This window comes from Dyadobacter sp. CY343, assembly GCF_021390335.1.
Classification (GTDB): Bacteria; Bacteroidota; Bacteroidia; order Cytophagales; family Spirosomataceae; genus Dyadobacter.
Map to the genome: position 1 here is coordinate 440,866 of NZ_JAJUXK010000006.1, position 12,036 is coordinate 452,901.

Genomic DNA, 12,036 nt, shown 5'->3' on the forward strand with positions numbered 1-12,036 from the left:
TGAATAAGTGAATGTTTGGGTGCCGCGGTGATCGAGATTGGTCAAGTTAGTCGCGTGTGGTTCGGAATTGTTTTTTGATACTTACTAAAAATGACCAAACCTGACAACAAATGACAATACTTGACTACAACTGACAGTACTAGCCCCGCTTAAATGATCCTTTGGTGATTTGCGAATATAATCCCAGCATTTTGATCGCTGTAATCGCTGCCTCGTCTCCTTTGTTTCCGTGAATACCGCCGGCCCTGTCCACGGCTTGTTGCATGGTATTAGGAGTAAGTACACCGAAGATTACCGGTTTGTTTGTTTTTAAACTCAAATTGGTAATTCCCTGAGAAACAGCATGATTAATATAATCGTTATGTTTGGTTTCGCCCTGAATTACGACTCCGAGGGCAATTACCGCATCTATGTCTTCCCGCTGTGCAAACCACTGCGAACCTAATGTCAACTCGAAACTGCCGGGAACGTTGCCCCTCTCGATATTTTCGGGCTGGGCGCCGTACTGTACCAAGGTCTGATATGCACCTTCGAAAAGCTTTTCCGTTACTTCGGAGTTCCACTCTGCAACCAGAATAGCGAAGCGTTTTGTTGCGATATCCGGAAGGTCCGCCGTATTGAACACACTTAAATTTTTGTCCGCGCTTGACATTGATTTTTGTTTTTAAATCTTTGAGTAAAATGAATAAAAAAAGGATAAAACCATGTCGGCTTTATCCTTTTGCAGAACAGAATGGTTTAACCATTATTTGCCGACCTGTCCTTCTAATAATCCCATGTATTTCTTAGCATTCACCACTTCCGACGAAAGCGGGAATTCTTCGATAACACGTTTATATGTTGCGATCGCATCAGCAGGCTTACTTGCTTTTTCCTGAGCCAGGGCAAGCTTCATTAAGTATACCGGCGTGAAATATTCGTTTTTCTCGTAGTCTGATGCTTTTTGATAATATGAAATAGCGTCAGCCGGGAGGTTTTTTTCAAAGTATGCATCACCAATCAGTGATTGCGCGCGAGCCTGGATCAAGAGGTCAGAAGAGCTGAAAGATTTCAGGTGACTGATCGCGTCGTCATATTTTCCTTGTTTGAGCAAGGCAACACCAGCGTAGAAATTCGCCAGGTTACTAGCGTCAGTTCCTTTATAACTATCGGCGATAGAAAGAAGACCTTCATTTCCACCACTTCCATTCAATGCTTTTTGGAGCGAATCGGCTTCAAAATCGTATACAACACTTGCAAGCGCGTTTTGAGCAGTTCCTTCCTGGCCATCGATATAAAAGCGATATCCTGCAAAACCAATGATTGCAACCAATATCGCCCCAACAATTCCTAAAACTATTTTGCGGTTCTTGATAAAGAAAGCCTCTGCCTTATTAATCTGGCCAGCTAAAGCTTCCGGAGTTTCAATTATTTCCAGCCCAGCCTCATCCGCGTTTTTCTTGCTCATATTAATTAATTCAATTTTGGAGTGCAAAGTTATGAAAACTTTATTAAGTCGAAACAAGTTGCTGTACAATTCTTTGCATTCAATCCAGCCGAAAATAGCGGCTGCCTGCGCTGTGATAAATTTATGATATAGGTTAGTCCTTTAAATAAACAAAAACCACACTGCGCTAAATGCAAAAAGCGTGAAAGTACAGATACCTTCACGCTTCCACTTATCAACTTTACAATATTAACTATATAGCGGGAATTGTTTCATCCAGTTATTCACCTCTCCTTTTACAGAAGCGATTTTAGAATCGTTATCGTGGTTAACCAAAACAGTATCCAGCAGATCCACAATGCGCTCCATATCCGACTCGATGAGCCCGCGGGTTGTCATCGCGGCCGTTCCGACACGGATACCAGAAGTAACCATTGGAGATTTATCATCAAACGGTACCATATTCTTATTAATCGTAATATCAGCCTTGATCAAAGTATTTTCAGCCAATTTACCGGTCAGCCCGGATTCGATGCCATTTTTAGTACGCAAATCGATCAGCATGAGGTGATTATCCGTTCCGCCTGAAATGATGCGGTATCCCTTTTCAACAAAAGCTTTCGCCATTGCCTGTGCATTTCTGGTAACCTGCGTTGCGTAGTTGTAATAGCCTTCGCTCAAAGCTTCGCCAAATGCAACTGCCTTTGCGGCTATTATATGTTCCAGCGGACCTCCCTGCGTACCCGGGAAAACGCCTGAATCCAGCAACGAAGACATTGTCCTCAGCTGTCCTTTCTGTGTTTTAATTCCAAATGGGTTTTCAAAATCATTGCGCATCATAATCACCCCGCCTCTTGGGCCACGAAGAGTTTTATGCGTTGTAGTGGTAACAATATGGCAGTGATCAAAAGGGTCATTCAAAAGTCCTTTCGCGATCAGTCCGGCCGGGTGAGCAATATCAGCCATCAAAAGTGCGCCGACCTGGTCAGCGATATTTCTCAGGCGCTCATAATCCCAGTCGCGGCTGTATGCAGAAGCTCCGCATATCAATAGTTTCGGACGCTCCTTCAAAGCAGTTTCCTCCACTTTATCCCAGTTGATCAAACCTGTTTCAGCTTCAACTCCGTAGAAAATAGGCTGGAAATATTTACCTGAAATATTAACCGGTGAACCGTGGGTAAGGTGACCTCCGTGCGCCAGGTTGAAGCCCATAATTTTATCACCAGGATTCAAACAGGCAAGAAAAACAGCAGTATTAGCCTGCGCACCCGAATGCGGCTGAACATTTGCCCAGGTAGCCCCGAAAAGTTCTTTCAAACGATCGATCGCAATCTGCTCAATTTCGTCGACTACCTCGCATCCACCGTAGTAGCGTTTTCCTGGCAAACCTTCGGCATATTTATTAGTCAAAACGCTGCCGGAAGCTTCCATCACCTGACGGGAAGTAAAGTTTTCAGAAGCAATAAGCTCGATACCGGATTCCTGACGATATTTCTCTCTGTTGATCAGATCGAAAATGGTGGTGTCACGTTCAACGCTGGTGATGGTAGACATGAGTGTATTTTTATGATATGGACTGAAAGATGCCGCAAAAATACGAGCATTTATTTCGTAATGAAATAATAAGGCTTACTTTATGTTCCCGGTGATTTAGCTGATCGATCAATTGCCTATATTTCGCTTGAAGCAGTATTTTTAAGTAAAAAGAAGTTTTTAAATTATTTTAAGAATATCAGCTTTGTGTCGTAGTTTTGCGTCCAAATATTGTTGCGTGGTCGTGCACTTACACGAAAATGCTGTAAATTCCCGCCCTGTCTATTCTAGAACTCTTATAAAATAAAACAAGGAAACATGAGCCAACAAACGGTAAGTCCTCAGACCATACTGATGCAAGCTTCAAACAACGGAAAAGGCACGAATGGAACGATCGGCCAGCCTATAACGTATGAGAAAATCCCAACTCAGATTTTCGCAGATTCAAAGGAGGCCTCTTACGCAGTAGCAAAGGAAATTGCTGATCTGATCCGCCAAAAGCAAAAAGAAGGCAAGCCTTGTGTCCTTGGACTTGCGACGGGATCTTCTCCTAAAACAGTTTACGCACTTCTTGTGAAAATGCACAAAGAAGAGGGGTTAAGCTTCAAAAATGTTATTTCTTTTAATCTTGATGAGTACTATCAAATGGAACCTGAATCCATTTATAGCTACCACCGGTTTATGAAGGAGCAGCTTTTTGACCATGTTGATATTGCCAAGGAAAATTACTTTCTGCCAGATGGTACAGTTCCATCTGCATTGCTGCGCGATTACTGCACTTCGTATGAAAATAAGATCAATGCCGTAGGAGGTTTGGACTTTCAACTTCTCGGGATCGGTGGTAATGGACACGTTGGTTTTAATGAGCCAGGTTCCTTGATCAACTCACGCACGCGCCTCATCACCCTCGATCATTCTACCAGAGTGGCTGCGGGTATGGAGTTTGGTGGATTGCATAATGTACCTCGTAAAGCGATTACGCTGGGTGTAGCGCCGATATTGAATGCGCGCCGCATTGTTTTGCTAGCCTGGGGTGAAAGAAAAGCTTCTGTGATCAGAGGCGCCGTAGAAGGACCGGTAACTGAATTGAACCCTGCTTCCTATTTGCAGGCGCATCCCGACGTTTCGTTCGTTCTGGATGAAAGCGCAGCCTCAGAACTGACCCGCATCAAAACACCTTGGGCTGTTGACTCGGTGATCTGGGATAATAAAATGATCAAGAAAGCGGTAACACACCTTTCGAAGATCCTGAACAAACCGATCCTGAAATTGACTGATAAGGACTACAATGATAATGGTATGAGTGACTTGCTCGCGCAGTATGGAGCTGGTTATGAGATCAATATCAATGTATTTAACCAACTGCAACATACTATTACCGGCTGGCCGGGAGGAAAACCAAATGCCGACGATACTTATCGTCCGGAACGTGCACAGCCTACAAAGAAACGTGTTCTCATTTTTAGCCCGCACCCCGATGACGATATCATTTCAATGGGAGGTACTTTCCAAAGACTGGTAGACCAGGGACATGAAGTGCATGTGGCTTATCAAACGTCAGGAAATATCGCAGTAGCAGACGACGAGGCTTTGCGTTTTATTGATTTTGTGGTTGATTTTAATAAAGGCTTCTCTATTGATAGTCCTTCGGCAAATCAACTTTTCCTCGACGCAAAAGAATTCCTGAAACATACCAAAGACAGCGAAATCGATACGCCTGAAATCCGTAAGGTGAAAGGTTTACTGAGAAGGGGCGAAGCGAAGGCTACCTGCCGTTTTGTAGGAATACCAACAAGCCAGGCACATTTCTTGGATATGCCTTTTTATGAAACAGGTACTGTTCAGAAAAAGCCGATCGGTGAAGAAGATATTAAGATAATTGAAAACCTGATCGAAGAGATCAAGCCGCACCAGATTTATGCAGCGGGCGACTTTGCCGATCCGCATGGTACGCACAAGGTTTGCTGGGATGCGATCGAAGCGGCATTGCACCGTTCGAAACATAAGAATTTTATGAAAGATTGCTGGGTTTGGCTGTATCGCGGCGCCTGGGCAGAGTGGGATATTTATGAAATCGAAATGGCTGTTCCGATGAGCCCCGACCAGGTTTTGAAAAAACGTCAGGGAATTTTCAAGCACCAATCCCAAAAGGACGGAGTTGTGTTCCAGGGAGAAGATTCGAGGGAGTTCTGGCAACGAGCAGAGGAGCGGAATCGGGGTACCGCGCATTTGTACGATTCGCTCGGACTTGCCGAATATGAGGCGATGGAAGCCTTTGTGAGATGGAAATTTTAGGATTATACCAATAAAAAGAGAGAGCCAGGGTATCCTGGCTCTCTCTTTTTATAACTGAGTAATTACGTTATTAGCGAAGATATTCTACAACTCCATATCCACCCACATTCTTTGGAACATTTTCTCAACCATAGTCATAATGCCTTGAAAAGCACCAAATACAATGCATAATGGCAGAATGATCGGCAGAAATATCAGCCACTGTAAGGCCATCGTAAAATTGAATCTTTTAAAAATTGGTGCTTTCATAATTAAGATCGGTTAGTACCTCGGAGTTTAGTTTCCCAATTTATGCAAATTACTTCTAGTTAACAAAGCCTGATCGAAAAAACGTTCGACAATTGTTCAAAATTTCAACAAAATATATAATTATTCCCCACTGAAACAACAAGTAAATTCCGCCTGGAAAACTAGCAATCCCGCATTTGGCGAGAACCGGTTCCGAAAATTTTTGTTTATTTGTTATAAGTAAAAAATCAATTTCAATATGCCGTCACCCGACATTATACAGCTGTTACCCGATTCTATTGCAAATCAAATTGCGGCAGGGGAAGTTGTGCAGCGGCCGGCATCAGCGGTTAAAGAATTGCTCGAAAATGCGATCGACGCAAAGGCTACACATATTCAGGTGGTGCTCAGAGAAGCAGGGCGGACTTTGATCCAGGTGATAGATAATGGATCCGGAATGTCGGTAACTGACGCCAGAATGTCTTTTGAGCGGCACGCGACTTCAAAGATTCGTAAGTCGGAAGATTTGTTTAGTATCCGGACAATGGGCTTCCGCGGAGAAGCACTCGCCTCTATCGCAGCGGTGGCGCAGGTGGAATTACGGACCCGGCAGGAAGGTGATGAACTAGGCACATTAATCCGCATTGACGGTTCCGAAATCAAGACGCAGGAAAGTGTAGCGGCTGTAACGGGGACCAGTATTTCGGTTAAAAATCTGTTCTTCAATGTACCCGCCCGCCGGAACTTTCTGAAATCAAACTCGGTAGAAATGCGGCACGTTCTGGACGAATTTCAGCGCGTTGCATTGGCTCATCCCGAAGTAAGCTTGACATTACATCATAACGATACAGAGGTTTTTAATCTTCCTCCGGCCAAGCTGGTGCGCAGGATCGTCGACATTTACGGGAAAAGTTACCGTGAACAACTCGCTTCCTGCCAGGAAGAAACTTCTTACGTAAGTGTGCGCGGATATATTGGCAAGCCGGAATTCGCCAGGAAAACGCGGGGTGAACAGTTTTTCTTCGTGAATGACCGCTATATCAAGCACAGCTACCTCCATCACGCAGTAATCAGTGCGTTCGACGGGACTATCCCCGACGGAAGTCACCCGTTTTATGTGCTGTTCCTGGATATTGATCCTTCTCACATTGATATTAACATTCACCCGACGAAAACTGAGATCAAATTTGATGACGAAAAGTCGGTGTATGCGATTGTAATGGCGGCGGTGAAAAAAGCCGTGGGAATGTATAACTTCTCGCAGTCGATTGATTTCGATGATAATGTCAATTTCTTCACCCAGGGATCTTCCGAACCAAATCCCAATTTTATCCCGCGAACTGTCATGCCCGATTGGGCCGCCCAGTCCAGAAAAGCAGATCATGGACCTTCTAAATCGAACCTAACCAGTTGGAGTAAGCTTTTTGAAGGACTTCAAAATACGGAAGATCGGAGTAGTGAAATTGCTGCTTTTGACACGAGTCCGGTAACTGTATCGCGTCCCACGTACCAGGAAGAATCCAAAACCGTAGCCAGTAAGGTCAACAGAATGGCGTCGGAGGTTATTTCTGCCCCGGAAAGTGACGCAATGCTTTTTCAGCTTCACAACAGGTATATTCTTTCGCAGGTCAAAGATGGTATCATGCTGATCGACCAGAAAGCTGCCTATGAAAGGATATTGTACGAAAGATATCGTAAGATGTTAATCAACCGGACCGGCGCTTGTCAGCAGCTTCTTTTCCCGAAAAGGGTCGGGCTCACGCATTCCGATATGCAGCTTGTAAAGGAAACTAAGAAGGAAATTCATAGTCTGGGTTTCGAGTTTGACGAATTTGGCCAGAATGAGCTGATCATTCGCGGAATTCCGGCGGATCTTCCAGAGGAACGGGAACAGGATCTTTTTGAAGAGCTGATAGAACAATTAAAACAAAGCTATTCGGATCTCAAACTAAACAAACCGGAAAGTCTGTCGCGCTCACTTGCCCGCAGGTTTTCGGTTCGTTATGCTGTCAAACTATCATTTGTTGAGATACATACACTCATCGATCAATTATTCGCGTCCACGGATCCTAACCGGACGCCGAGCGGCGAGCCGATTATCGTTTTGCTCACTATGGATAAGCTGACAAGCATATTTAGAAGTTAGGAACCAATAAACGGACAGAAGTAGTTCTAAAATAAAGTTAGATCAAGAAATACCTATATGTTATCAATAACCCCTACTGTAAGGAACCTTCTGATACTGAATATCCTGTTCTATCTGGTCGACACGAGCATTATCAATCTTAGTGGGAATTTTGCATTAAGGTCGCTGCTATCGCCTGAATTCATGCCTTATCAGTTTGTGACCTACATGTTTCTGCACGGAAGCCTGGGGCACTTGTTTAGCAATATGTTTGGATTGTTCATGTTCGGGCCACTTCTGGAGCGGATGTGGGGACCGAAGAAATTCCTGTTTTTCTACTTCTTCACCGGAATAGGAGCGGGACTTCTGTTTTCAGGAATCGATTATTTTGAGAACAATCAGATACGGCAAGCTGTTGAGATATTTACTCAAAATCCTACGCCCGATGCGCTGGCCGATTTTATGAGCAAACACGCGAAGGGGATTTACGAATCGATGCTTAATTTTTTGAACAAATTTGAAGAAAATCCAACCAATACCACTTATATTCAGGATAGCATTAATTTCGTAAATATCTATTATGAGCGCCTGGTTAGTATACCAATGGTAGGTGCTTCCGGAGCAATTTTTGGTATTCTGATGGCGTTTGGTTTATTGTTTCCAAACACTGAGCTGTTTTTACTGTTTGTTCCGTTTCCTATCAAGGCAAAATATTTCGTCGCTTTCTACGGATTGTATGAATTGTATTCGGGTTTTAAAAATGCTCAATCGGATAATGTAGCGCATTTCGCCCATATCGGAGGAATGCTATTTGCATATATATTACTTCGTTACTGGGGAACGCAGAGAACAAATTTCTATTAAGGTAAGAAGATGGGCAATATTGTTGATGATGTAAAACGCGAGTTCGCTAAATCTGAGAATGCACTTGTAAAAATAATTTTGATCAATACTGCGGTTTTCCTTGTATTGCTGCTGTCAAAGATTATTCTGACACTTTCTCAAAGTTCGGGTATATACCAACTGGTTATCAACTCCGTACAGCTCCCCGCTGCGACAAGTGAGTTTATTTATAAGCCCTGGACACTCATTACCTATTTCTTCACCCACGACGACATTTTTCATATTCTCTTTAATATGCTTTTCCTATACTGGTTTGGCAAATTGGTAGATGAATATCTGGGCGCAAAACGTGTGATCGCGCTGTATTTTTTGGGCGGTATTGCGGGAGGTTTGACTTACATGGTTTTGTACAATGTACTTCCTTATTTTCAGGCGCATATTGAAGGTTCAAGAATGCTGGGTGCTTCGGCGGCGGCATTTTCAGTTGCAGTAGGCGCTTCCACACTTCTTCCGAATTATACTTTTAATCTGATATTCCTTGGCCCGATACGCATTAAATTTATTGCGCTCTTTTACATCATCCTTTCACTTGCCCAAACCGTCGGCCCGAATGCAGGCGGTAATCTCGCTCACCTGGGTGGTGCATTTGTAGGGTATATGTTTATCAAATTGCTTCAAAGCGGAACTGACCTTGGAAAGCCTATTTATGCAGTGATGGCCGGCTGGTCGAGGTTATTCAGAAAACGTCCTGTTATGCAGGTTACCTATCGCGAAAGGCAGGTTTACCGTAGTACAAGTGTATATTCTTCGTCGTCTTCGGGCACAATCGAAATGCCTGATCAAACTGAGATCGACATGATTTTGGATAAAATATCCAAGTCTGGGTATGAGAGTCTGACCAAAGAAGAGAAGCAAAAGTTGTTCAAAGCAAGCCAGCAAAAATAACGTCGACAGATTTTACAGCGAATTTCTTAATTTCGTTGATTGTTTGAAAACCAAGAGTTTGCTGAATATCTTATCTTAATACCCCGCCGTATGCTTATAACTCCTGGCAAATTGTTAGCTAAAATTGATAGTCCGGAAGATTTACGAAAACTGGATATCTCACAGCTTCCCAATGTATGCAATGAGCTAAGACAATTTATAATTGACAACGTTTCCGTTTACGGAGGCCATTTTGGAGCTAGTCTTGGAGTTGTAGAACTGAGTGTTGCCCTTCATTATGTATTCAATACGCCCGACGACCAAATTGTGTGGGACGTAGGTCACCAGGCCTACGGTCATAAAATACTTACCGGAAGAAGAGATACTTTTCATTCAAACCGAACTTATGGCGGCCTGGCCGGATTTCCTAAAAGAAAGGAGAGTATTTACGATGCATTTGGTGTTGGACACTCTTCCACGTCCATTTCATCAGCACTAGGAATGGCGGTTGCTTCTGCTTTGGAGAACAACCACGAGCGCCAGCATATTGCAGTAATAGGAGATGGTGCTATGACGGCCGGGTTGGCATTCGAAGGAATGAACCATGCCGGAGCAACTGACTCAAATCTGCTAATTATTCTCAATGACAATTGCATGGCGATTGACCCGAATGTCGGGGCCTTGAAAGAATATCTGACAGATATCACCACATCTCAGACTTATAATAAATTTAGAGATGAAGTATGGAATCTTCTGGGCAAGATGAGCCATTTTGGTAAAAGTGCTCAGGATATTGTATCTAAGGTAGAAACGGTCATGAAAACGGCTATTCTGCGTCAAAGCAATTTATTCGAGTCACTTGGTTTAAGATACTTTGGTCCTATTGACGGAAACGATATCAGTCATCTAACTGAGGTTCTTCACGATCTCAAAAGTATTCCGGGACCTAAAATTTTACATTGTCTTACAGTTAAAGGAAAAGGCTACGGTCCTGCCGAAAAGGATCAGACCAAATGGCACGCGCCAGGAATCTTTGATAAGATAACCGGAGAGATCAAGAAAAAGACTTTTGATACACCACAGGCACCAAAATACCAGGATGTATTCGGGCACACTATAGTTGAGCTAGCCAAAGAGAACAAGAAGATCGTGGGAATTACTCCTGCAATGCCTTCGGGTTCATCGTTGAATATCATGATGGAGGAAATTCCTGAAAGAGCTTTTGACGTAGGAATTGCAGAGCAACACGCCGTGACGTTCTCGGCCGGTATGGCGACGCGGGGTGAAGTTGTTTTCTGTAACATTTACTCCACCTTCATGCAAAGGTCATACGATCAGGTCGTGCACGATGTTTGTATTCAGGAACTACCGGTAGTTTTTTGTTTGGATAGAGCAGGACTTGTTGGCGCCGATGGTCCTACTCACCATGGCGTGTATGATATTGCTTTTATGCGTTGCATTCCAAATATGATCGTTGCGTCTCCGATGAATGAGCAGGAGCTGCGAAATATGATGTACACTGCGCAATTGGGTACATTTCAATCAGGAACCAAGGCAATAACTATTCGCTACCCGCGAGGTGCTGGCGTGATGCCACAATGGAAGACTCCATTCGAAGAAATTACGATCGGACGCGGTAGAATGGTAAGAGCCGGAAAAGATGCGGCTATTCTATCTTTTGGGCCACTTGGCAATTTTGCAAATCAGGCTTGCGACTTATTGGAAAAAAAGGGTATTTCTGCTGCACTCTACGACATGCGTTTTGCAAAACCCCTGGACGAAAAGTTGCTCCACGAAATTTTCGCCTCTTTCGAACGAATCGTAACGGTAGAGGACGGATGTCTTCAAGGAGGATTTGGAAGTGCTGTACTTGAATTTATGGCCGATAGTGGCTATTCTAACCTTGTCAAACGAATCGGAGTGCCCGATACTATTGTTGAACACGGAGAACCACAGGAGTTATATCAGGAATGCGGTATGGATGCCAATGGGATTACTAAGTCCGTTCAAGACTTAATGAATATCGAATTACGATCAAAAGCAGCGGTTCTAGAATAGTTGACCACGGGTTTACAGCTAGCTAATTATTTAACGTAGTTGACTTTTGTTGCCTTAGATTAATCTTTGCTTCACCTAACTAAACTGTATCCGGAGTCTCTTTGCCTGTAATCTATGGTTAATGAATTTGGAAGATTGTCGTTGCTAACGGCATTACTCCATCTTACCTCAATCTCCGACTAGTTACTTTCCATTTCCTTTTTAATTAGTAAATCTTACTGTTCTAAGCTAGGATTCGGTATTAGAATCTTAGGAAACTATATAAAATGTTAACTTCCGAAGGAAACCTACTTTCTGAGGCAAGCTTTATAAAGGAATTTGGTACTACCTGCAAGTCTGCCCGAGTCGGCATTTTATTGGCGTTCGGGCATTGCCTTACGCATAAGGGTCCCACTGTAGCGGGGCCGGTTAAGTTCTCTATTTCTAGGGCTCACGCAGCCTAATAGCGGTCCGCCAGTCATAAAAAAAGACCATCCTTTTTGGGGATGGTCTTATGAATGGTATTGTGGCGACTACCTACTTTACCAGGTTTGACCCAAGTATCATCGGCGGTTCTGGGCTTAACTTCTCTGTTCGGGATGGGAAGAGGTGAACACCAGGCCAA

9 protein-coding genes and 1 rRNA gene are annotated in these 12,036 nt (G+C 43.6%); 5 read left to right on the plus strand and 5 right to left on the minus strand.

Annotated features, from left to right (window positions below; genetic code table 11):
• Nucleotides 1-139: 139 nt before the first annotated feature.
• The 3 genes from ribH to glyA all read right to left on the minus strand — a co-directional run bounded on the left by ribH (nucleotide 140) and on the right by glyA (nucleotide 2,980).
• Nucleotides 140-652, minus strand: coding sequence for a 6,7-dimethyl-8-ribityllumazine synthase (ribH, locus tag LZG94_RS21850; RefSeq protein ID WP_233793852.1), 513 nt, complete (start codon nucleotides 650-652; stop codon nucleotides 140-142).
• A gap of 93 nt (nucleotides 653-745) precedes the next feature.
• Nucleotides 746-1,447, minus strand: coding sequence for a tetratricopeptide repeat protein (locus LZG94_RS21855; protein WP_215235195.1), 702 nt, complete (start codon nucleotides 1,445-1,447; stop codon nucleotides 746-748).
• A gap of 228 nt (nucleotides 1,448-1,675) precedes the next feature.
• Nucleotides 1,676-2,980 carry a serine hydroxymethyltransferase gene (gene glyA, locus LZG94_RS21860; protein ID WP_233793853.1) on the minus strand — a complete coding sequence of 435 codons (1,305 nt, stop codon included), beginning with the start codon at nucleotides 2,978-2,980 and terminating at the stop codon, nucleotides 1,676-1,678.
• Between the two features lie 333 nt (nucleotides 2,981-3,313).
• Here glyA and nagB point away from each other — a divergent pair, with 333 nt between their 5' ends.
• Entirely contained in the window at nucleotides 3,314-5,254 is a 1,941-nt protein-coding gene (gene nagB, locus LZG94_RS21865; protein ID WP_233793866.1) for a glucosamine-6-phosphate deaminase, read from the plus strand.
• A gap of 84 nt (nucleotides 5,255-5,338) precedes the next feature.
• On the opposite strand, the gene LZG94_RS21870 is transcribed toward nagB, so the two are convergent.
• The gene (locus tag LZG94_RS21870) at nucleotides 5,339-5,503 is read right to left on the minus strand and encodes a hypothetical protein (protein WP_215235197.1); all 165 of its coding nucleotides are present in this window, start codon (nucleotides 5,501-5,503) and stop codon (nucleotides 5,339-5,341) included.
• A gap of 238 nt (nucleotides 5,504-5,741) precedes the next feature.
• Here LZG94_RS21870 and mutL point away from each other — a divergent pair, with 238 nt between their 5' ends.
• The 4 genes from mutL (at nucleotide 5,742) to dxs (ending at nucleotide 11,432) form a co-directional block, all read left to right on the plus strand.
• Entirely contained in the window at nucleotides 5,742-7,628 is a 1,887-nt protein-coding gene (gene mutL / locus LZG94_RS21875) for a DNA mismatch repair endonuclease MutL (RefSeq protein ID WP_233793854.1), read from the plus strand.
• A 57-nt stretch (nucleotides 7,629-7,685) separates the two neighbouring features.
• Nucleotides 7,686-8,471 (plus strand): rhomboid family intramembrane serine protease, encoded by a 786-nt coding sequence (locus LZG94_RS21880; protein ID WP_233793855.1) that lies wholly within the window; start codon nucleotides 7,686-7,688, stop codon nucleotides 8,469-8,471.
• Nucleotides 8,472-8,480: 9 nt separating this feature from the next.
• Nucleotides 8,481-9,395: a rhomboid family intramembrane serine protease gene (locus tag LZG94_RS21885; RefSeq protein WP_233793856.1), complete on the plus strand. Its 915-nt coding sequence runs from the start codon at nucleotides 8,481-8,483 to the stop codon at nucleotides 9,393-9,395.
• Nucleotides 9,396-9,485: 90 nt separating this feature from the next.
• Nucleotides 9,486-11,432 (plus strand): 1-deoxy-D-xylulose-5-phosphate synthase, encoded by a 1,947-nt coding sequence (gene dxs, locus LZG94_RS21890; protein WP_233793867.1) that lies wholly within the window; start codon nucleotides 9,486-9,488, stop codon nucleotides 11,430-11,432.
• 503 nt (nucleotides 11,433-11,935) lie between these two features.
• On the opposite strand, the gene rrf is transcribed toward dxs, so the two are convergent.
• Nucleotides 11,936-12,036 (minus strand): 5S ribosomal RNA (gene rrf / locus LZG94_RS21895); the annotation flags it as partial.